Here is a 22,196-nt window from a genome sequence, read left to right on the forward strand (position 1 = left end):
CCCGCCTCAACGCATAGCGTAGGTGGGAACTTTTAATCAGGTGGTGAAGCATAGTCCTATTGCACCCAACCACAAACTGTAAATTATCCCATAACTACCGTGCCGGAATTACAGTATATGTAAAAACAACGTATCAAAAAGCTGATTGATGCACAGATATTACAGTATATGTAAAATACACGCATCAAAAAGCTGATTGGTGCGCATATATTACAGTTACTGTAAAATACGCGCATCAAAACGCCGATTGATGCACAGATATTACAGTATATGTAAAATACACGCATCAAAAAGCTGATTGACGCGCAAATATTACAGTATATGTAAAAATCCCGCATCAAAAAGCTGATTGATGCACGGATATAGTGTGCAATATGGGAAACGGAGAAATAATTAATTTCCTTATATCGTTCGGTCACCCGAGATCAACTTGCGTGCCTTTTTAGTTGTGCACTTAAATAATAAGAATCGCCACGATACATGCGACAAATAAACCGATCATCACCGGTATAAAGTTTTGCCTGACGAGATCAATTGGTTTTACACCTGCGATACCTGCATCAGCAACAGCTCCGAATGCCCATGCGGCAAGTGTACCACCACCAGCGAAAATGGCTGCGACTTGCCCTAAAGATGCGAGTACGGCAACATCCATACCAGCAGCACCACCAATGCCAGCGGATAATGATCCTACTAAAGGTAAACCTGAAAAACCTGAACCGTCCATTCCTGATAATATAGCAATAATAGTAATTCCAAAAACGACAGTAATATCATTTGTGCCGATATGATTAGCCATTGCTGAGCCTAAGTCAAATAGAAATCCAGGAGCGCCTTCACCTAATACGTTTTCTGCATGTCGTGGATGACCTAGTAAAAAGAAACCGGCAATCGGTATTACAGGAGCAAAGATTTTAATAGCAAAGAAAAAACCTTCCTTTAAGTGGCTAACAATTTCTTCAATCGCCTTATTTCCTTTTGTTACAATTGAAGAGAAAATTAATAATGTAACAGCCGTTCCTCCCAATAATGCTGTAGCATCACCGCCACGAATAGCTGCATCAGGATTAAAAAACGCACGATACAACATTAGTGAAACGATGCCAAACAATACAGCTGGTACGACGATTGCTAGCAGTCGTGCGTATTTCGTTGGAGTTACTGGCTCTTTTTCGTTCCCTATTTGTAAGCCATCCCCTCCTTGTGTAGACTTCCATTTGCCAATTTTCATACCTCGACAAATCAACAAATAAGCTATTCCAATTGCGATAACACCAACAATAAGCGAAAATAAAGCAGTGTATGGTAGAATTTCTCCAGAATCAAGCCCCGCCGCAGAAGATGTAAGGCGAGTCGCCCCTTGGATCACTAAGTCCCCTGACAAAGCCATACCGTGCCCGAATAAATTGATGGCTACAGCTGCTCCCATTGCAGGCAATCCTGCTTTTAATGCAACTGGAATTAACACTGTACCGACTAAAGCTACCGCAGGTGTTGGCCAAAAGAAAGTAGCTGCTATATACATTGTAGAACCTAATACAAAAAAGGCAGTCGTAGGATTGACCATAAATTTCTTCATTGGAGAAATCATGAGCACATCTGCTCCAACAGCCTGAAGTGATTTTAACATCGCAACCATTAAAGCAATGACGAGCATTATATCAAAAAGCTCGATACCAGCATTTAAAAACGCATCAAATACAACTTGAAATGAAGCAATTGTACCGTTGAGGATCCCCTTATCAAAATTATAAATGAACCCTAGCACAAATACCCCGATAATCGACGGAAGTACAACATCTCGTCTGAAAATCATGAAACCGAAAATCGTAAAGATGATCATTAAAAACACCCAGTGCGATAGGGTTAACGTTACAGTATCCAAACCGAATTCTCCTTTCAATCACCTTTTTGAGTTTAAGATCGTTGTCTTAAGCTTCAATTTGGTCTTACCGTAACCTATGAAAAAAATGGGTATGTGTGCATGCCTACTGACACCATGTGAATTTTTCACATGGTGTCAGACACCCCTCGTGGACAAATCTCGATTTTGTGCGCGTGAGGTGGACATCATTTACATAATGAAAAAGCAGTGCCCAAATTTAGGCACTGCTCTACTTAATATTAGTAGCAAAAATCTTCATATAGTAATAAAAAAATCTACTTCATAAACCCTCCTATCATTTTAATTACTGGACCTACTTGGTTGGCGAGTCCCATCGCAGTTTGGATACCGCCACCGATTTTTTTGAAATCAACTTTCCCATGTTCATCTCTAATAAGAGATTGTAATCCAGATGGTTGGTAAGGTTGTGCAGCTATTTGTTGTTGCGGGAAATAAGTTTGTGGTTGTTGATGTTGATAATATTGTGTAGGGACGCCATATGAATGGCTTTGAACACCTTGCCCGACACCGTGTGTAGCTCTCCTGAACAGTCCATTTCTAGGCCGCATATGCGAATGACCGAGATAACTTTGATTTACTTGGTGTGGATACCCGACATACGGGTTTGCCTGTTGATAACGGTTAGCCCTCATCTGATACGGAGATTGAGGTGGATAACCTCCAGATCTTTGTGGAAACATTTTCTTTGCTCCCCCTTTCGCATTAATAAAGCATCAATCCTTTTCTTGAAAAATTGACCAAAACCTATCAAACTACTAAACTTTAAGATTCTATAGTAAGGATTATTGCCGCTTATTTTACACTATGTACACAAGTATAGTTGGAAACGGTAAACAACTAGGAAAATGAAATTGTATACCAATTTGTCCCAACCCAATACTAGATAAACACCTTTTTTTAAAAAAATAACTAATTGTCCAATCAAAAATTTAGTTACAAAATACAATAATAAGAGCTAGAGATAAGGAGGATTATTAAAAATGAGCTATTATCAACTTTGTTGTCAACACAAAGGAAAAGTGGTACAGATTTATGAGAAAAGCGGAAAAGTTCATCACGGTAGAATCGTAGAAGTAGATAGAGAATATGTATGGCTAGATACGAGGGGAGGGGGACCAAGAGGTTTCACTTACGGCGGTTACCCAGGTTACGGTGCAGGATTCGGCGGCTATGGAGCACCAGGAGGCTATGGAGCATATGGGGCCGGTTATGGAGGTTACGCAGCGCCTGGTTATGGCGCAGGATTTGGCCGCCATCCTTATTTCGCTCCAGTCGCATTAGCGGCAGTAGGAGGACTGGCGCTCGGCGCAGCATTTTTCTGGTAAAAGTCATAACTTTTTAAAGAGAACGGTAATCAACGATGAATAAGGGTGTTTCTAATAGTATTAGTCAATTTATGCGAGTCGGACTAAATACTAGAGGACACCCTTATTTTTATTCGTAAAAGTTAGAAGTTGCAACATTGATATACGTAGTAAAAAAATGTTTTAGTTCGATAATACACAATCTTCGTAGATGCTTATATTGGGCGAGTTTCTTTTAATACACCAGCTCCGCCAAACTAGCTAATATATTCCCGCGTCGATGAAAGAACTCACCACCGAGCCATAATAAAATAATCGTTGTCATTAATAGCAAAGCGACAGCACGCTTTCTACTAGCCTCAATTCCTTTTATCATTTTAAAGCGCTTTGAAAATTGAAATAAAAAACCAACGCAAATAAATGAAAGAAGCGGAACTCCGAGTACGACTAAACTATGGATGGAATGGATGTGATATTTTAGCATAGCAATTTGTTGTTCGTTTTCTGCATTTTTTTCAATTGCAATGAGTTCCTTATTAAAGACGCCGTGCTCTATAATTACAGCATAACCAACATCCTCATACGAGTAATTACTAGGGAAGATATTTAATAACACAATAGGAATATAAAAAATCGTTAATATTACAAAGTACGTCAAACCAATTTTTAGCCAAATACTGTTATCTTGCTTCAAAACGTCACTTCCTTTCCTACAAAGAATAACATTTCGCAGATCTAATGTTTAGTAAAATATCTAGGTGAACTATTTTCTTGATTTTCCCACTACATTAGTTATGATGAGGGTAACTAATTTCCTAACAGAAATGGAATTTAAAATTCCAATAATAGCTACAACAAAGATATATTTAGTTGAGGGAGGCTCAACACATCTAGATGCTTAATGGCGATAAATATCTATTATGAAATTCATTTAGGTGCGAACTTGTCACATACATAATGAGGAGGTTTTGATTATGGACAGTTACAATGCAATCGTAGAAAAGCAACGAACATTTTTTTATACAGGTAAAACGAAAGAGTTAGAATTTCGTATTGATGCTTTACAAAAGCTTCGCGCAGCAGTAAAAAAATATGAAGGGGAACTTCTACAATCTCTTAATGAAGATCTCAATAAAACAGAATTTGATGCTTACGCAACTGAAATTGGTTTTGTCCTTCACGAGCTCCGGTTTGTCTTGAAAAATATCAAAGACTGGGTCAAACCAGAAAAGGTAAAGACACCGATGACTCATGTAGGTTCGACAAGTATGATTTATCGTGAACCTTATGGAGTAGCTCTCGTTATTGCTCCGTGGAATTATCCATTTCAGTTAGCGGTCGCGCCTCTCATTGGCGGAATTGCTGCTGGAAATTGTACAATCTTAAAGCCTTCAGAACTGACGCCAAGAACGTCGGCTGTACTTGCAAAGCTAATTCAGGAGACGTTTCCAGAAGAGTACATTTCAGTTGTCGAAGGTGCCGCTGAAACGAGTCAAGCACTACTAAAACAATCATTTGATTATATCTTTTTTACGGGAAGTGTTCGAGTCGGGAAAGTCGTGATGGAAGCAGCTGCAAAAAATTTAACGCCAGTAACTCTTGAGCTAGGCGGAAAAAGTCCGTGTATCGTTCATGAAGATGCAAATTTAAAGCTTGCCGCAAAGCGAATTGCATGGGGAAAATATATGAATGCCGGTCAAACGTGTGTTGCGCCTGATTATTTATACGTCCATGAAAACGTAGCTGATAGCTTTTTATCACTTCTTAAAGAAGCGATCAAAGACATGTTTGGTGATATGGAAAAAATGACGCGCATCGTTAGCGAACAACATTTTGACCGCCTGCACTCTTTTTTACAAAATGGAACGACATACGTAGGTGGCAGCGCAAATCGTGAAAAGTTAATAATCGAACCGACAGTACTTACGAATATTACGTGGGATGACGAGGTGATGGAAGACGAAATTTTTGGACCGATTTTACCTGTTCTTTCATATAAAAGTTTAGATGAGGTGATCGGCGAAATTCGAACGAGACCGAACCCTTTAGCACTATATGTTTTTTCCGAAAAAGAAGATGTTCAGCAAAACATCATTGGGCAAATTTCTTTTGGTGGTGGTTGTATTAACGACACGGTTTACCATATCACATCACCATATTTACCATTCGGTGGCGTCGGTTCAAGCGGGATTGGAGCTTATCATGGCAAAGGAAGCTTTGACACGTTTTCCCATCAAAAAAGCGTTTTAAAGCAAACGACGAAGTTTGATCTACCGTTCCGCTACCCGAACGTAAAAGACGGTTTGAAAAAAATCAAGATGTTTTTGAAGTGAATGGTAATTCGGAGGGTGATGTAGTAGGCTTCAACACGCACTTCTTGTGAAATGGTGCGTGTTGAAGGGCATAAAATTAATACCCCACCTCTACAGCGGCGATAACGATGTACATTAAGTCATTTTTATCACCTTTTTCCTCAATTACAACACCACTAGTCGTAGCCATTCCGCCATCCATCACTTTAATAGACACTTGCCCAAACGGTAAGGCGGCTTTTACTTCTTCCTCATTCAACGTTTCTTTTTCACAAGGGATAGCCAGCTTAACAGTGACCTTCATATTTTTTAAGCTGTTTTCAGGTAAAACAGATCGTAAACCGGGCATTGAATTCGTATGAATAGCATTTTTAACAGCACGGATCGCTGCTTTTGTGACATCTTGACCGTGAAGGTCGGCTCCCATTCCAGTTTGAATAAACATTAATTTTTCCAAGCAAAACCCTCCAATTGACTGTAATATACATTTATTATATATCGTAGCCAAAAATAGGGACAAGGTGCTTTAGATGAAAATTAACATTTAAAATCTACGTCAACATCGCTTTCCTTTTTTGAAAAAAACCAGAGGTAGTATTGTCTTGACACGAAAAAACTTAAAAACATCGTAATAAAGCTGTAAAACCAATTCCACCTAATATATTCAATGAGCTTTGTTCTCTTTTCAGCATAAACTTCGAATAGCGTTATAATGGTCGGGTAATAAAAATAATAAAGGAATTTGCAAAACCAATTTGCTTTTTCAGGAAATCGAACATTAAAGAGAGCACTAAGTGCTGGAAAAACAAAATATTCAAACGTAAAACTTGTTTTACTTTTCTGGAATAATCTCACGGGGTATTTTATCAATTCTTTTTCAACTACTAACAAACCGAAAAGCCACGTTAGAACTTGGTGGAAGAGAAAGGCAATCATCGAATGCTTCACTTTATTTCGTGGGGTCAATGTACATAACAAGACAGAGGCTATAACCCACGACGAAACTAAAATCGTATATTCTTTTTTATGTCTCGCGTTTTTTTGCCAAAGCATCGACCACACTCCTCCCAATTAATAATTATTATATAGGTTTTGCAATAAAACTTTTTTTACACATCAAAATTCATTTTTTTCCGGATGTGAAAAATTAAAAAGACAAGCCTGCTTACGATTGCTTGTCTTCTGATACGCAAACTAATGAGCGTATTAGGGGGGGAAAGTTGTTTTTGTCATCGCACTACAATCCAATCGTAAAAATATTACGATTAGTATTTGAGTGCAATGAAAAATTATGTCGCTTCAGTTAGATTCGATCCATTGAAACATTTTTTTTACGGCTTGACTGTGTACATTTATTGGAAAATGGTGACCGTAACCGTCGTAACGGTGGTAAGTTGCTTTTTTGTCATAATGCTTTAATTTTTTGATCATATTTTCGCCATGAGTTACGAGTACTTGCTCATCTTTTGTCCCGTGAATCACAAGTGTCGGACACTGAATTTTCTCGACCATATGAATAGGTGATCTAACCTCATATAACTCCGGAAATTTAGTAGGAGTTCCACCGATTACTCGCTTAAACATTCTTCGCAAATCAATACGGTCTTCATAAGTTTTCCCCAAATCAGAAACTCCACTCCATAAGATGAGCTTATGAATATTAGGCATATTTATAGCGGTTTGAGTAGCATTTATCGACCCACGGGAAAAACCCATAACAGAAATCCTACCGTTATCAACAAATGGAAGGTTTTCCATGATTCGATACGCTGAAAAAACATCTTCTTGATCACGCCCGCCGAATTCATCACGCCCTTCGCTTCCTTCATTACCGCGATAACAAGGAGCGAATACGACATAACCGAAACTCGCAAAATGTTCAATCCAATGCATTTTAACACGCCCAAAGCGTCCGATCCCGCCACGGCAATAAATAAAGCCGGGTAACTTCATATTATCTAACGTTTTCGTTTGCGGAATAATTGAATAAGCGACTTGCTCAACGCTTTCAGGGAAGTAGGACCTTAAATGCTGAAGTGATACTTTAAGATCATTAGGTAATGCTAAGTATCCGTTTATCTTCAAACCTTGTGATATGTATGTAACATGAAAAATCATTGAATCCAGCCTTTCGCATCTCAATTTTCCAATAGTTTATCAAAGATTAACGTAAAAATCGAAAAGTCGAGTTTTCATTCATACTTGATGTAGTGAAGTTGTTTTCGTATTATCGTAGGACTCATTACCTAAAAATGTAAATAAGTTACAGCAAATGTAATAAAATAGTTGTTTTTAACTAAAACTATATCTGTCATTATTTTAGGAGGAGAAGTTACATGGATTTTTCAAGTAGAGAAGAGGTTCAAAAGCATCAAATGCATAAAAAACTAACGGCTTCAGAACTCGGTGATTTGTTTGCCAATTATTTAGGAGATACGATGAGTATTTGTATTTTCGAACATTTTTTAGAAGTGGTTGAAGATGGAGATATTAAACAGTTTATCTTGAGTGCAAAATCTATATCGGAAAAACATGTTCGGAAACTACAAGATATATACATGAAAGAAGAAATTCCGATTCCGAAAGGGTTTGGTGAAGAAGATATTCATCGCAATGTACCGCGCTTATTTAGTGATATTTTTATGGTCATTTACATAAAACAAATGGCAAAAGCAGGTCTAAGTTTATATGGGAGTTCTTTTTCAGTGGCTATTAGAAGTGATGTGATTGATTATTTCAAAGAGTGCATAGAAGATACGATAGCAACGAGTGAGCAAGCATTACATCTTTTACTTTCAAAAGGAATTGATATAACGCCACCGGAAATACCTTATCCGAAAAAGAATGATATTGTCACAAAAAAATCATTCGTCTCGATGATTACCGGGAAAACTCGGCCACTAACAGGATTAGAGATTAAACACTTACAAATTAATATCAATACGAACGTTTTAGGTAAAGCATTAATGGTTGCATTTTCTCAAGTGACACCATCAAAAGAGTTAGTAAGCTATTTCCGTCAAGGGGCATCACTAGCTGAGGATCAAATTAATGAGTTAAATAAAATTTTATTAACTAACAATCTTACTGTTCCTAATATTCTAGATGTTCATATTAGTGATTCGACGACATCACCATTTTCAAACAAGCTCATGCTTTACCAAGCAGGTCTAGCGACGGCAATGGGTATAGAAAATATCGGGAGTGCACTTTCACAAGTAATTCGTCACGACATTTCGTTACAGCTCGCAGCCTTTACAGCATCTATTGGAAAATATGCGAATGATGGCATGAATTTAATGATTGAAAACGGTTGGTTAGAAGAACCACCGACAAGTGCCGACCGACAAAATCTTTCTAATGAGAATAAGGAGTAGGGTGGTGTTTTATGGAAAAGGGTATAAAGCAAAAAAGAAATTACGAACCTTTACTATGGAGCATTGCTTTACCGGGGTTTGGACAATTTATTAATAAAAAATACTTTAAAGGGATAATTTTGATCTTGTTAGAGTTTGTCAGTAATGTAATGAGTAATTTTAACACTGCGATTCTTCAATCGTTTAATGGGAATATTATCGGGGCAATTGAAGTAACAAACTTCCAATGGCTCATGTTTTATCCGTGTTTATACTTTTTCGCGCTTTGGGATGCGTATAGAGATGCGAACGATCCACCAGAACCATATATTTTTTTACCATTTGTGTTCAGTGCCTATTTCGTGACCGTCGGGTTGATGTATTCCACGAGATTAACGATTTTCGGTATTCTTTTTGGTCCTGTTTTTTTGCCGATGCTTTTCGTGATACCAGGGCTTGCCGTCGGGTTTTTAATTAGGAAAATCGTAATAATGGTAAAACAAAATCAACAGATGACTGGCGCAGATGGAATATGATCTGTGCCGTTTTTGTTGGCTAGTGATTAGTTGGTTTGTTGGTTGGAGAGTTGGTTTGCGGTTAGGTGGAAAGGTGTGGCTTGGATTTTCCATGTTGGATCTGAAGTTTTTTTGCATAAAAAAGGGGAATTTGACCTAACGAAAAAATCCCTTTCTCATGAAACTTTCGTTTGAAAAAGGGACGTTTAAATATCTATAAAAAAAACAAATTTTTTCTTTATGACTTTCGTCTTTTTTAACACGTACATTATTAACAAAAAACGCAGCATTGGCTTCACCTCTTCTAAACGTATGATCCAAGGGGCTTATCCCATACCCGATTCATTAAATTTAGAAAGGAAGTTGAAGTAAGCGGTGCATGCATATTTAATGCAATAATCGCTTTAATAAATCAGTATGCTGGCGGTCGTGATCCAAGATTTCCTTTATGAGTTCTAGACTCTCCTCATCTAAATCACCGCGAACGATCCGCTCAGACATTTCAATCCCGAGAGTTTCTCCTTTAATCGCACCTTTGATTAACCCTTCAGTCGTATCAGGTAAGTTGAGTTGATTTAGAAAACCTTGTATCGAACCGAAAACCCCTTCATCATCGACAGGTTCACCACCTAGATTTTGAATTCGCTCGGCCACTTTCATCGCGTACTCTTTATGGCCTTGTTGAATATCTTGAAACTGCCTTTTTATCGTAGCATCTTCTAACTTTTGTATGTACTTTTCATACGAATGGATCCCCATATATTGTCCTTTTAAAAATTCATTTAGTTCTTCAATTACTTCGTTTTGCATCGTTTTCACCACCTTTTCTTTAGTATTTAACAGGAGTAAAGAGATCATTCAAAAAGCCGATTACAATAAAGCCCTCATCAATACTTTGTCAGCATCTTAAAACTATAATCGAGGGGGGGGCCTTTCCAACAAACCAACTGTTCAACTATTTTCTTATAAAACTCTTATGACGATTTTATCGTCACCATCTAATATGAAAATTGGAGGTGGATTTTCTTTCACTTCACTGTAAACTTCTATCGAATTTTAGAGGCTCGTGAAAGAAATTCCACCTCCAAGTAACTATTTTCATACAAAGTACTTGTAAAAATCACCAAATAAGTTATAATAAATCTGTACTACTTATAGTAATACACATAATACGCGTAATGCACCCTTGTTTTATAGATAAATTCGCCATGGTTGATGGTAAAATGTCCGGACAAATTCTCGAGTGAGCCTCTAAAACTCGATAGAGGTTTACAGCTAAGCGAGAGAATTCGGCCGCATTTACATCTTAGATGGAGAGGGTTTTGTATGTAAGTTTACGAAACAAAAGGAGGAAGCCGATGTTTCAATTAGATTTACGAAGTAGAGTGCCGATTTATGAGCAACTCGTTGAAAAGCTAAAGGAGTTAATTATTCATGAGGTCGTTCAAGTTGATGAACAGCTTCCATCTGTACGAGCGCTAGCGGCACAGTTGACGATTAATCCGAACACGATCCAAAAAGCATATCGAGAGTTAGAGCACCAAGGCTATATTTATTCGATCCCTGGGAAAGGAAAGTTCGTAGCCCCACAAGCGAACACGACAAATAACGAAAAGGTGAAAAAAATGAAAAAGGACTTAGTGAAACTCATCTCTGAAGCGATGTATTTAGGCATGAAAAAAGAAGAAATTTTATCATTGATTACCTTAGCAGAAAAATCGGTGAAAGGAGGAGAAACGGATGATTCAAGTTCATAATGTAAAAAAAGAATTTGAAGATATTGAAGCGGTCAAAGGTCTAAATCTTCATATAAAAAAAGGATCGATTTACGGATTGCTCGGATCAAACGGTGCTGGGAAAACGACGCTTCTAAAAATGATCGGCGGTATTTATAAGCAGGATGCCGGAGAAATTTTCATAGATGAAAAGCCCGTCTTTGAAAATGTGGAACTGAAAGGTAGAATGATCGTGCTCACTGATTCACTTTACTTTTTTCCACAATACACGGTACGACAAATGGCGAATTTTTATAAAAGTATTTATCCGCTGTGGAACGAAGAGCGTTTTCAAGAATTAAGTAAAGTATTCCCGATTAGCGTTAATAAAAAGATCCACCGGATGTCAAAAGGGATGCAACGACAAGTTGCTTTTTGGTTATCGTTATCAACGATGCCGGAATTACTTATTTTAGATGAGCCGTTTGATGGCTTGGATGCAGTGATGAGACAAACAGTGAAAAATTTATTAGTCCAAGACGTTGCTGAACGTGAAATGACGATTTTAATTTCCTCTCACAATTTACGAGAAGTTGAGGACTTATGTGATCATATCGGTATTTTACATCACGGTGAAATGATGATTGAAAAAGAATTAGATGATTTAAAAACGGACGTTCATAAAATCCAAGTTGCTTTTAAAGGTGGAGTGTTGCCTGACGGACTTTTAGAAGAATTTGATGTTTTGTATAAAGAAGAACGAGGCAGTGTTCATTTATATATCGTTAGAGGGGATGAAGAGGAAATGTCTGCCCATATCGACTTTTTCATGCCTGTATTATTTGACGTCTTACCGTTGACGTTAGAGGAAATTTTCATATATGAAATGAGGGATGTCGGCTATGCGATTGAAAACGTTATTGTTTAATCAGGGGATTTTTGTCCAAAATGTTCGTTCAGTCGGCTGGATTTTTATTGCGTACTTATTATGTTTACTTTTTGCGGTGCCGTTACGAATTTTAATGGTCACAAGCTCACGTGATGATTACTTAAGAATGTATGAATTTACCGGTGAAACGTTATTTAGATTTTCTTCCGGCTTTCAAATGATCTTAATGTTTACGGTTCCGGTGTTACTTGGGATCTTTATTTTCCGATATCTGCAAGTGAAACTATCAGCAGATTATATTCATAGTTTGCCGATTAAGCGCGAGGCCTTGTATCAGCAAAATGTGATTTTTGGACTTGGAGTCGTAGTTATTCCTGTGTTGATTACTGGACTAATATTGTTGATTTTAAGCAGTTTTGTTGATGCACCGAATGTCTTAAATATAGGAACGATTGCAGCATGGGTGGCAACGACGATTGTAGTCAATGTATTTGTATTTATGGCTACGGTTTTTGTGGCAATGTTTACAGGGATTTCTGTATTCCAAGGGGTTCTGACATACATTTTACTCGTATTTCCAGCGGGTGTTACCGTCTTATTTTTTATGAATGTCAATTACTTTTTGCGCGGTTTTGCGGTAGATTACTATTTGGATCATCAAGTGGAACGTTGGTTGCCGTTCGTTCGGGTCGGTGAACTGACACATACGCCATTTTCCGGAGGTGATTTTCTCGGATTTTTCATAATTGCTATTGCGTTTTATTTGGTTGCTCTCTTTGTTTATCAAAGAAGAAAAGTAGAAATGGCATCGCAAGCCGTCGCTTTTCGTGTACTTAGACCTGTGTTTTTATACGGAGTAACGTTTTGTGCAATGCTTTTAGGTGGAATGTATTTCGGACAGACCCAAGGAACATTTGGTTGGCGTTTGTTTGGGTATATTGTCGCATCATTGATCGGCTACGTCGTTGCGCAAATGATTTTGGAAAAAACGTGGCGAGTGTTAGGTAAGTGGAAAGGTTACGGAGTTTTTGTTGTTGCGATGGCCATTCTTGCATTACTGATTAAGTTTGATGTTACTGGGTACGAAAATCGAGTTCCGGTCGCTGAAAATGTTGAGCGTGTTTATTTGAGTGATTCAGCTCATTGGCTTAGTACTCGAAGGCCATTATCCGAACATGAAGAAGCTATTTATAGGCAACAGCATTTTTATGAAGATCGAGAAAATATCGATAGAATTATTAATCTTCATGAAGAGGTTATAGCTGGCGAACGGTCCTATGATCAAAATAGAAGATTTTATCGTCAAGCGGTTTTTTACTATGAACTAACGAACGGAAGAAAGCTCGTCCGTGCCTTCCAAGTTCCTGTAGAATTTTATACCAAACCAAATGAACCACTGGCAAAGTTAATGGAATCAGAAGAATATAAATATAATTACTTTCCGGTGCTGAGGCTCGAGAATACAGATGAAATCAATCATATTAGAATTTCTTCAAATCGAGGCGGACATCGAGAAATCATTATCACAGATGCTACGGAGATTAAGGAATTTCATCAATTGTTGCAAAAAGATATAAAAGAGATGACGCACGATGAGTTCACGGATGGCAAATCATGGGCATGGATTGAATATTCGCTGATAAGTGACGATAGGAGAAATTATTTGAATGCTGACTGGAAAAAGTCTTATGAAAAAATTGAAGCGTGGCTAGAAGCGCGAGATTTAGCAAGGCAAGCAAGATTTACAGCTGAAGATATCGCTTTTGCGGTCGTCGGTAAAAGGGAAGCTGAAATGATTGAAACAGGTAGAGTCGATGTCGGCGAAGATTTTAAAGATCGCGAAGGAACGATTCGAATAGAAGATGTCGAGGAGTTGAAAGAGTTACTAGACAAATCATCAATGGTCTGGAATGACGAAGGAAAATATGTCATCGCTTATTATTACGAAGATGATTTAAACCGTCCACATTTTGAAACGATCTCAGCTGAGCATGTGCCGGACTCCATTTTGCAACAACTGAATGAAAGGTAATAGTTGGCTGGTTGGTTAGTGGTTAGTTGGTTGGTGGAAAGGGCACGTTTTTTTACAGATTAGATGGTGGGGTAGTTACTTCCGTGTGACGGCTTTGAAAATATTTACAATGGTGAAACCTTTCTTTAAAGAAGTCGTATAGAGATATATAGGTAATTGAGGAGGGCGATTTGATGGAGAAAAAGGGTTGTATAAAATGTGGAGGAACAGAGGCAAAAACGAAGGAAATTGCTACAACAGGAACAGGATTATCGAAGATGTTCGATATCCAGCATAATAAATTTATCGTTGTGTATTGCACCAATTGTGGCTACTCTGAACTTTATAATAGTGAGACATCAACCGCTTCTAATGTGATAGACTTCTTTTTTGGTTCATAACAGTGATCGAGCACAAACAACTTTTGAGAGAAAATAAGTTGTTTGTGCTTTTTTTATGGTGATTGGTGTCTGACACCGCTCGTGGACAAATTAGCAAAATGTCCATGTGTGGTGGACACTATAACGATGCTGAAACATCCACCTAAGCTTGAAGATATATGATAGTATAGAGTAGAAATTCAAATTGTGATTGTAGTCTGAGAAAGGTTAGGAATCTATAATTTTAAAAACGTATGATCTAGACGAATTCCTTACGTTTTTAGAGAACTATTAAAAGCGGTGGCTACTGGCAGTATAGAAGTACTTTGTTTTTTCGGTATTATATAGAAAGGTGTCCATCCCACGCGGACAAAATTGCGATTTGTCCACGGGCGGTGTCAGACACCATGTGAAGTTTTCACATGGTGTCTGACACCAAAAAAGACAGCGAGAAAGGAAATGTAAATTGACAGCAGAACGTTTTTTTACGAATAAAATGGGAGTGATTATAGCTGCGGTTTTCTGTACCGCACTTTGGGGAAGTGCTTTCCCGGTCATTAAATTAAGTTATGATGTGTTAAATATTGGGCAAGGTGATACAGCTCAGCAAGTGTTATTTGCTGGCTATCGCTTTTTTCTAGCAGCTTTATTGATTTTTGCATTCATGCTAATGATGAAACGTAAAGTTGGTTACCAAAAGGGGACAATCAAGCCGCTGCTTTCAATCGGCTTTTTTCAGACGTTTTTTCAATATGTCCTCTTTTACATCGGGCTAAGTTATAGCACTGGCATCCAAGGAGCGATCATTGCAGGAACGATATCGTTTTTCCAAATTATTTTAGCGCATTTTATGTACAAGGATGATAAAATATCTATCCGTAAGACAATCGGCCTAATGGTCGGATTCACTGGGGTGGTCCTCGTTAATATAACGAGAGGAACGTTTGAATTCCAGTACGGGTTTGGGGAACTTTGCTTGACGGTAGCTATGATCTCATGCGCGTACGGAAATATTCTTGCTCGAAATGGTGCACAAACGATGAACGTCGTCTATTTAACTGCTTATCAAATGTTGCTTGGTGGCGGAGCACTGCTACTAGTGGGGATCGTCTTTGCGGGTTGGATGCCATTTCAGTTTACAGCATACTCTGTGGGGCTTTTATTGTATTTAGCTTTTTTATCCTCAGCAGGGTTTGTCGTTTGGAATAATATCATGAAATATAACTTTGTTGGCCAAGTGTCAATGTTCTTATTTTTAATTCCTGTGTTTGGTGTTATTTTGTCATCGCTTCTGCTTGATGAAGTCATTCATGTTTTTGTAATTCTCGGTCTTTTATTTGTAGCGAGTGGAATAATTATCGTTAATCGAAAAAAGAAGCAGCCACTGACGAAGGTGCAATCAGCAAGCTAACAAAAACCGATAAGCTTGTAGTTCGTTGCTGCGCTGAGGCAAGTGCTTAACCGTTGTTAAACCGTTAGAATAAAGCCTGTTGCATCGCTTAAATTATCGGTCGCTTTTCTTTGTTTTTTATGCGAAACTAAATAAGGATGAAAACGTGCATTACTTCATAAAATAAAAAAAGAAGAGTTACGTGAGTCAATTTCAAAATAATTACCTAAATCGAGCCATATCAAATTATATGGAGTTTGCGAACGATTTTACGTAACTACATGTAGATACTTAATGACAAAAATATTGCATTATGAATTTCATTAACGCAAATTTAAAAATAATAGTTTTCCAATCTTGTAGAAAGGTTTGATGAGAATGAAAAAAATTGCTGTTTTTTGTGGCGCTAGCCAAGGGTGTGATCCATGTTATATGGAAGCTGCAAGAGCACTTGGGAAGCTACTTGCTGAAGAGAAGATCGATTTAATTTACGGTGGATCAAGAATGGGCTTAATGGGAGCAGTCGCTGATGCGGTCATCGAAGCAGGAGGGAATGCGATCGGTGTGATCCCGAAAAAGCTGATGACGGTTGAGGTTGCTCATGACCAATTAACGGAGCTTCATGTTGTTGAAGGGATGCACGAAAGAAAAGCGATGATGGCACAACTCGCTGATGGTTTTATCGCTTTACCGGGTGGCGCGGGAACGCTTGAGGAATGGTTTGAAGTGTTAACTTGGTCGCAAATTGGCTATCATCAAAAGCCATGCAGCTTACTGAATATTAACAACTACTACACTCCTTTAATCGGACTATTTGACCATATGATTGAGCAAGGATTTGTAAAAAAAGAATATAAGGAACTTATCATCCTTGAAGATGATCCGGTAAAGCTTCTACAAAAGCTCAAAGGGATTTAACGTGGAGTCTGCATATCATTTCCATCACATATTTTAAAAAGTTATCCGGCAAACTATTTATAGAGTGAGTTTCATAATTACAAAAAATGAGTTATATCAAGCTATATGTAGTTGTGAACGTTTTTACGAAACTACATATAGCATCATAATAGCGAGAATATACAATTATGAAATTCATTAAATATAAGTCGAAAGCTTAAATAAAAATAAGGTGGGATAATGATGACACAATCAAAGAGCCAAGAGGAAAGACAATTTAGAAAGCGTAAAGAAGCTCAAAATGCTCACGGTAAGGTTAAATCTTTTAAGCAACTTGAAGCAGAGGCAAAAAAAGATTAACTTGGCATTATTTAGAATGCACAAAGTATCGAAATGATTACAGATTTTCCGAACGGGAAAGCCCACGCCGGTCACATACCGTCTTAAGACGTGGGAAGATAGTTCGGTCAGACCTTTTTGTATGTGAAGAGGACAAACGGAAACCAAAGCAGCAAGATGGTTTCCGTATTTTATATGAATAGGCCACAATATCAAGGACTCAACGTTAGTTTCCGCATCACCGTACCCATCAGCAGTTCACTACTATCCACATTTAGCCCCGATGCTTCGATATTTTTCATCGTCCTTCTGTTAATATTAGCGCCCCATAAACTAACGGAAATCGGGTTGAATAAATCCATCCCGAAGCCAAGTACAGGATTTTCACTGCGCATATGTTCAAGCATCAAAATTTTTCCTGAAGGTTTACAAACACGTTTTAATTCTTTAAGCCCTTCAACGGGATCAGGAACCGAGCAAAATACACAAGTAGAAACAATGTAGTCAAAAGTATGATCTTGAAAAGGTAACTCCTGAATATCAGCTTCTAACAGTTGAACTTCGAACCGAAATTGGTTACGATCAACCTTTTTTCGGGCAAGCTCGAGCATTCGGGGACTAAAGTCAACCCCAGTTAACGAAACTCCTTTAGGGTAATACGCTAAGTTTACACCAGTTCCCACCCCAACTTCCAAAACTTCACCACTTACCTGCTTAAGTAACTCTATACGCCATGCTTCTTTTACCATCTTGTCCATCCGATCGTAAATCCGAGAAATACGGTTATAGCGCTTTATGATTACATCTTTGTGATTACTCATTAGATTAATCGATCCCCTCAGCATATTGTCATCAAAAAAGGACTTTTATGTTATTTTATAGAAGTTATTTGATAGAAATTATAACAAAAAAAAGGAGACGTACAAATTGTTTAGTCAACTATTACTACAAATTACCTATATCCTTTTTTCATAAAAATGAAACCATCACTAAAACAATATCACCGATTGATTATCGGTATTTTTTGCGGGATATCGATCTATTTATGTATGATGTATCCAATTTCCTTAGCAGAATAAATTGAGCAGTTAGGTACTCCGTTTTACTCGACTAAAACGAAGGGGATAGGTCTAGGCTTAACCGTTTCATACAGTAGAGTAATTGCAAGCAAGTTAACACAACTTTTGAAACTTTTCCGCTCTGATGTCGTATATAAAAGTATAGTGATTGCGAGAGGCCTAGAATAGAAAGTTACTTCATCAACGAAAGGAGCAGAGAAATGGAACAAAGATGGGTTGAGAAAATGTTAGATGAAAAGCATCACGCAACTGCGTTTAATCGGTCATGTGCATTTTTTTACGATATGGTCGTGTTAGTCGTTGTGTTAGTAATGACCAGTGTTGTCACAACATGGTGGATGGGGCATCAAAGTAATGCTCCTCATAGTCTAGAAGGGGTTCAACTTCGTGAATACATTTTGGAGCATGAATTTCATTTGTTTGTTATCAATTGGATCGTGTTGGCGACCGTCGGTATTTTGTTTCAATTTATATTTCCTATGATGAAAAGGAAAACGATTGGAATGCGCATGGTAGGATTGTATTTAAAAGATGAACATGCGAAAGATATAAGTAAAGGAACTTATTTAAAGAGAGAATGTTTAAAACTTGTGTTGTTCCCTACAATGTTTATAAAAGGGAAAAGGCCTCTTTACGATAGATTGACGAAAACTTATTTGTTAAAATAAATGCTAGAAGAGCAAAGGGGGCTGTCCTATAAGTTTCTGGCACCATGCAGAATTTACTAAATATAGACGTGTAATTGGTATTATCCGTCTATATTTGGTACCTAACGGTGGCTTACACTTCCTTATGGGGCAAGTCCCTTTCATATGACGACAGAAATTAAATACATAAGGTGGGAATTACTTTAATGGATATCGTAACTTTAATTATTATTGCTATTTTTTTAATCGGTTTAATGAGTGCCAATAGAAAAGTAGAAGAAGAAGAGTCATACATGGCGATTAAGTTTTTTGTTTTTTACATAGTAGGTTTACTTTCGTTTACAGTGAAAGGATTTATTATCCCGATTGGGCTTATTGTGTTCTTCCTTATTCGACCGAAACTAAAAAATAAACGGGCGAAAACATTTATGGCCTTGTTAGGGTTTGCTGTACTACTTATTAATACAGTTGTCCCTGCGATAGTGAATTTGTTTTAAATCATTTTGCTTTAAGTTAACTGAGTGAATTTCATAATTACCAAAAATGAGCCACATCATGCAATATATAGTTTGCGAATGGTTTTGAAGCAACTATATATTGATCTTAGTGGCGAGAATGATGAATTATGAAATTCATTAAACTATATATATGGCGATTGTAGTAAAAAACCTTATTAATCCAAGAGGATTAATAAGGTTTTTATAGTTTTAACTAAAAAAATCTTTTAATTTTCACAATTTTATAATATTCTATATGTATATTGAAAAATGGAGGATTTATCCAATGGATGGAATAGAGTCTTTATTACTAAACTTACTCTTTTTAATTGTTTTCCTTTTATTTGTGCCTCTTTTTTTAGAAAAAAGTTTGAAGACGCTACCAATTAAGTTAAAGAAAAGCATCATTATATTTTCATTTTGTATTGCAATAGTAAGTAGTATGTCATTTCCTATTACTGCAGTTGAAGGATTTATTTTTGATTTGCGCTGGATTCCACTAGTCATTGGAATTTTATATGGGGGGATTCCGGTAGGTATTCTTTTGGCCACAATAACAATTGGATATCGATTTTTAATAGGTGGAGAAGGTGTAATTCCGAATTTAATTGTTTGCGTTTTTCTCGTGACTTTATCGATCTTATTAATAAAAAGGTTTAATAGTTTGATAAAGAAAAATAGAATTAAAATGGTTACTAGTTTTTCGTTGACAGCTGGACTTTTACAATTAATTGTTTTTTACGCCATTTTTCGAGTACCTGTAAGCGGCCTAGAGATACTTACGTATTCCGTATTACTAGTTTTTTCCGCTTTTATCGTCATTTACACGTTAGAAATTATAAGAGAAGAAAATATGATCAACCAAAAGTTGTTTGAGGCTGAAAAGATGAAAATCGTCAGTCATCTAGCTTCTTCTGTTTCTCATGAAGTTCGAAATCCACTAACGGTCGTTAGAGGTTTTTTGCAAATGATGGAGCAAACAGAAATGTCGCGTTACGAGCAAAAAAAGTTTTTAAAAATATCGATGGATGAAATTGATCGCGCTAACATTATTATTGGTGACTATTTATCTTTTGCAAAGCCGACCGAACAAAATATGGAAATACTTAATCTAAAAAAAGAATTTCAACGAGCAATAGATATGATTAAACCGATGGCAAATATGAATTCAGTAGAAATAACTACAAAAATTGAATCTTGTTACATTAAAGGTCAATCACAACTTTTTCAACAATGCTTACTTAATATTTTAAAAAATTGCATCGAAGCTATGCCGGAAAGTGGAGAGCTTTCAATAGAGACAAAGAAAGATAAAAAATTGGTATATATTATAATTGAAGACAACGGTCATGGGATGTCAAAAGAGCAGTTAGTTAGAATTGGAGAGCCTTATTTTACAACGAAGGGTAGTGGTGGAACAGGCCTTGGCATGATGACAGTGAAGCGGATTGTAGATATGTTAGATGGGAGAATACATATATCGAGTGAACTAAATAAAGGAACACGGTTTGAAATTTCTATACCAGTTGTAGAGAGTGAAAAGGGTCAAAGTGCATAATAAAAAATAGGACTGTCCCATAATAACGGGTTCTGTTTCCTATCGCAAAAAAACTATTTACAAGCATATATTTCACTTAATTGGTACACAATTGTGCCTTGAAATATGTAATCAAAATAAAAATGGGTCAGTTCATTATGAACCGACCTATTTTTATTTGCTTCTTGTACTAACGCTATCAGTTAATGCACGATGGATGTTGTACAATAGAGCAACACTTTTCTTAGTAGGATTTTCTATTTATTCCATGTATACTACAAAGAAGATATTTACATAGAAAGAGGTAACTTTTATGATGAAAAAAATCCCGTTACAAAAAAGAAACATAACAAATAGTCGACTCGTATTTGGCTGCATGGGATTAGGGGGAGGGTGGAACCACAATCCGATTACAGAAGATGACATCCTCCAAGCAGAACGAGCGATTGATGCAGCTTTCTCGATCGGAATTACGATGTTTGATCATGCTGATATTTATACGTTTGGCAAGGCTGAAAAAGTATTTGGTGAAGTATTAAAACGTCGTCCTGAGTTAAGAGAGCAAATCGTCTTACAGTCGAAGTGTGGTATTCGTTTTCCGGAAGGAGAAATTCCGAACCGGTATGATTTTTCAACAGAACATATCATTAACTCAGTTGAAGAGAGTTTGTCCAGGCTCGGCGTAGAGTCATTAGATGTTCTATTATTACACCGGCCAGATCCGTTAATGGATCCAGAAGAAGTCGCTGATACCTTTGAGATTTTAGAAAAATCAGGGAAAGTTCGCCACTTTGGGGTGTCGAATATGAATGTTGCTCAAATGAAATTTTTGCAAAAATATTGTTCAGTTCCACTTGTCGTTAACCAACTAGAATTGAACTTACATAAGTTAGATTGGCTCGAACACGGAGTATTAGTAAATCAACAAGCTGGAGAAAACGTTAATTTTTCTGATGGGATCATTGAGCATTGCCAGCTTGAAGGCATTCAAATCCAAGCGTGGGGACCGTTAGCGAAAGGAATTTATTCAGGTAGTGAGGTAGAAAAAACTACTGAGTCCTATTTACAAACAAAAAAATTAGTCGAAGAAATGGCAGCAAAAAAAGAGACGACATTAGAGGCGATTGTTCTTGGCTGGTTAATGCGCCACCCAGCGATGATCCAACCGGTCATCGGTACAGCAAATGTTGAGCGAATTAAAAACTGTGAAGATGCATTACGTCAATCCCAACAAATGGCGCGCGAAGAATGGTATAGCCTTTATGTCGCTTCTCGTGGAAAGTTAATGCCGTAACGATTTAGAAGGGACAGTCCTATAAGTGTCTGACACCATTTAGAACTTGCTAAATATATACGTATAAATTTTTTAGCCGTATATATTTGGTGCCTAACGATGTCTGACACTTTCTTTAGGATCGTCCC

The 22,196-nt window shown here is 37.3% G+C and carries 23 protein-coding genes; 15 read left to right on the forward strand and 8 right to left on the reverse strand.

All coding sequences use genetic code 11. The features are described from left to right. Positions 1 to 454: 454 nt before the first annotated feature. On the reverse strand, positions 455 to 1,885 hold the full coding sequence (locus tag BKP35_RS11730; RefSeq protein ID WP_084031617.1) for a hypothetical protein: 1,431 nt from the start codon (positions 1,883 to 1,885) through the stop codon (positions 455 to 457). 275 nt (positions 1,886 to 2,160) lie between these two features. After that, positions 2,161 to 2,586, reverse strand: a complete 426-nt coding sequence (locus tag BKP35_RS11735; protein WP_071313538.1) for a hypothetical protein — start codon at positions 2,584 to 2,586, stop codon at positions 2,161 to 2,163. Positions 2,587 to 2,886: 300 nt separating this feature from the next. On the opposite strand from BKP35_RS11735, the gene BKP35_RS11740 reads away from it, so the two are divergent. Then, on the forward strand, positions 2,887 to 3,231 hold the full coding sequence (locus BKP35_RS11740) for a hypothetical protein (protein ID WP_071313539.1): 345 nt from the start codon (positions 2,887 to 2,889) through the stop codon (positions 3,229 to 3,231). Between the two features lie 214 nt (positions 3,232 to 3,445). Here BKP35_RS11740 and BKP35_RS11745 read toward each other — a convergent pair whose 3' ends face one another. Further along, positions 3,446 to 3,904, reverse strand: coding sequence for a hypothetical protein (locus BKP35_RS11745; RefSeq protein ID WP_071313540.1), 459 nt, complete (start codon positions 3,902 to 3,904; stop codon positions 3,446 to 3,448). Between the two features lie 280 nt (positions 3,905 to 4,184). Here BKP35_RS11745 and BKP35_RS11750 point away from each other — a divergent pair, with 280 nt between their 5' ends. Next, positions 4,185 to 5,543 carry an aldehyde dehydrogenase gene (locus BKP35_RS11750; RefSeq protein ID WP_071313541.1) on the forward strand — a complete coding sequence of 453 codons (1,359 nt, stop codon included), beginning with the start codon at positions 4,185 to 4,187 and terminating at the stop codon, positions 5,541 to 5,543. Positions 5,544 to 5,619: 76 nt separating this feature from the next. Here BKP35_RS11750 and BKP35_RS11755 read toward each other — a convergent pair whose 3' ends face one another. The 3 genes from BKP35_RS11755 to BKP35_RS11765 all read right to left on the reverse strand — a co-directional run bounded on the left by BKP35_RS11755 (position 5,620) and on the right by BKP35_RS11765 (position 7,607). Beyond that, complete coding sequence (locus tag BKP35_RS11755; protein ID WP_071313542.1) at positions 5,620 to 5,979, reverse strand: Lin0512 family protein; 360 nt, start codon at positions 5,977 to 5,979, stop codon at positions 5,620 to 5,622. Positions 5,980 to 6,059: 80 nt separating this feature from the next. Further along, positions 6,060 to 6,575: a CBO0543 family protein gene (locus tag BKP35_RS11760; RefSeq protein ID WP_071313543.1), complete on the reverse strand. Its 516-nt coding sequence runs from the start codon at positions 6,573 to 6,575 to the stop codon at positions 6,060 to 6,062. 246 nt (positions 6,576 to 6,821) lie between these two features. After that, positions 6,822 to 7,607, reverse strand: a complete 786-nt coding sequence (locus BKP35_RS11765) for an alpha/beta hydrolase family protein (protein ID WP_245741954.1) — start codon at positions 7,605 to 7,607, stop codon at positions 6,822 to 6,824. A gap of 251 nt (positions 7,608 to 7,858) precedes the next feature. Here BKP35_RS11765 and BKP35_RS11770 point away from each other — a divergent pair, with 251 nt between their 5' ends. Together BKP35_RS11770 and BKP35_RS11775 are read left to right on the forward strand one after the other, a co-directional pair. After that, complete coding sequence (locus BKP35_RS11770) at positions 7,859 to 8,899, forward strand: DUF3231 family protein (protein ID WP_071313545.1); 1,041 nt, start codon at positions 7,859 to 7,861, stop codon at positions 8,897 to 8,899. Positions 8,900 to 8,910: 11 nt separating this feature from the next. Continuing rightward, positions 8,911 to 9,414 (forward strand): hypothetical protein, encoded by a 504-nt coding sequence (locus tag BKP35_RS11775; protein WP_071313546.1) that lies wholly within the window; start codon positions 8,911 to 8,913, stop codon positions 9,412 to 9,414. Positions 9,415 to 9,780: 366 nt separating this feature from the next. Here BKP35_RS11775 and BKP35_RS11780 read toward each other — a convergent pair whose 3' ends face one another. Continuing rightward, a complete protein-coding gene (locus BKP35_RS11780; protein ID WP_071313547.1) occupies positions 9,781 to 10,203 on the reverse strand; it encodes a ferritin-like domain-containing protein in 423 nt (140 codons plus the stop codon). A gap of 548 nt (positions 10,204 to 10,751) precedes the next feature. Between BKP35_RS11780 and BKP35_RS11785 the strand changes: the two genes are divergently transcribed. The 7 genes from BKP35_RS11785 to BKP35_RS19975 all read left to right on the forward strand — a co-directional run bounded on the left by BKP35_RS11785 (position 10,752) and on the right by BKP35_RS19975 (position 17,035). After that, positions 10,752 to 11,150 carry a GntR family transcriptional regulator gene (locus tag BKP35_RS11785; RefSeq protein WP_071313548.1) on the forward strand — a complete coding sequence of 133 codons (399 nt, stop codon included), beginning with the start codon at positions 10,752 to 10,754 and terminating at the stop codon, positions 11,148 to 11,150. Beyond that, positions 11,134 to 12,036 (forward strand): ABC transporter ATP-binding protein, encoded by a 903-nt coding sequence (locus BKP35_RS11790; protein WP_071313549.1) that lies wholly within the window; start codon positions 11,134 to 11,136, stop codon positions 12,034 to 12,036. Before BKP35_RS11785 ends, BKP35_RS11790 begins: the two co-directional genes overlap by 17 nt. Further along, positions 12,011 to 14,029: a DUF6449 domain-containing protein gene (locus BKP35_RS11795; protein WP_071313550.1), complete on the forward strand. Its 2,019-nt coding sequence runs from the start codon at positions 12,011 to 12,013 to the stop codon at positions 14,027 to 14,029. The genes BKP35_RS11790 and BKP35_RS11795 overlap by 26 nt, the downstream gene beginning before the upstream one ends. Before the next feature lie 173 nt (positions 14,030 to 14,202). Next, entirely contained in the window at positions 14,203 to 14,409 is a 207-nt protein-coding gene (locus BKP35_RS11800) for a zinc ribbon domain-containing protein (protein ID WP_071313551.1), read from the forward strand. 445 nt (positions 14,410 to 14,854) lie between these two features. Continuing rightward, the gene (locus BKP35_RS11805) at positions 14,855 to 15,799 is read left to right on the forward strand and encodes a DMT family transporter (RefSeq protein ID WP_139192866.1); all 945 of its coding nucleotides are present in this window, start codon (positions 14,855 to 14,857) and stop codon (positions 15,797 to 15,799) included. A gap of 357 nt (positions 15,800 to 16,156) precedes the next feature. Further along, positions 16,157 to 16,696 carry an LOG family protein gene (locus BKP35_RS11810; RefSeq protein WP_071313552.1) on the forward strand — a complete coding sequence of 180 codons (540 nt, stop codon included), beginning with the start codon at positions 16,157 to 16,159 and terminating at the stop codon, positions 16,694 to 16,696. Positions 16,697 to 16,918: 222 nt separating this feature from the next. Then, positions 16,919 to 17,035 (forward strand): DUF6254 family protein, encoded by a 117-nt coding sequence (locus BKP35_RS19975; RefSeq protein ID WP_245741955.1) that lies wholly within the window; start codon positions 16,919 to 16,921, stop codon positions 17,033 to 17,035. Between the two features lie 191 nt (positions 17,036 to 17,226). Here the strand turns inward: BKP35_RS19975 and BKP35_RS11815 are convergent, their stop codons facing one another. Next, on the reverse strand, positions 17,227 to 17,835 hold the full coding sequence (locus tag BKP35_RS11815) for a class I SAM-dependent methyltransferase (protein WP_071313553.1): 609 nt from the start codon (positions 17,833 to 17,835) through the stop codon (positions 17,227 to 17,229). Positions 17,836 to 18,293: 458 nt separating this feature from the next. Between BKP35_RS11815 and BKP35_RS11820 the strand changes: the two genes are divergently transcribed. The 4 genes from BKP35_RS11820 to BKP35_RS11835 all read left to right on the forward strand — a co-directional run bounded on the left by BKP35_RS11820 (position 18,294) and on the right by BKP35_RS11835 (position 22,068). Then, entirely contained in the window at positions 18,294 to 18,761 is a 468-nt protein-coding gene (locus BKP35_RS11820; protein ID WP_071313554.1) for an RDD family protein, read from the forward strand. A gap of 185 nt (positions 18,762 to 18,946) precedes the next feature. Then, positions 18,947 to 19,237 (forward strand): hypothetical protein, encoded by a 291-nt coding sequence (locus BKP35_RS11825; protein WP_071313555.1) that lies wholly within the window; start codon positions 18,947 to 18,949, stop codon positions 19,235 to 19,237. Positions 19,238 to 19,523: 286 nt separating this feature from the next. After that, positions 19,524 to 20,795: a sensor histidine kinase gene (locus BKP35_RS11830; RefSeq protein WP_071313556.1), complete on the forward strand. Its 1,272-nt coding sequence runs from the start codon at positions 19,524 to 19,526 to the stop codon at positions 20,793 to 20,795. A gap of 295 nt (positions 20,796 to 21,090) precedes the next feature. Continuing rightward, positions 21,091 to 22,068, forward strand: coding sequence for an aldo/keto reductase (locus tag BKP35_RS11835; RefSeq protein ID WP_071313612.1), 978 nt, complete (start codon positions 21,091 to 21,093; stop codon positions 22,066 to 22,068). The last annotated feature ends 128 nt before the right edge of the window (positions 22,069 to 22,196 follow it).

Origin of the sequence: Anaerobacillus arseniciselenatis (assembly GCF_001865995.1) — a bacterium.
Classification (GTDB): Bacteria; Bacillota; Bacilli; order Bacillales; family Anaerobacillaceae; genus Anaerobacillus; species Anaerobacillus arseniciselenatis.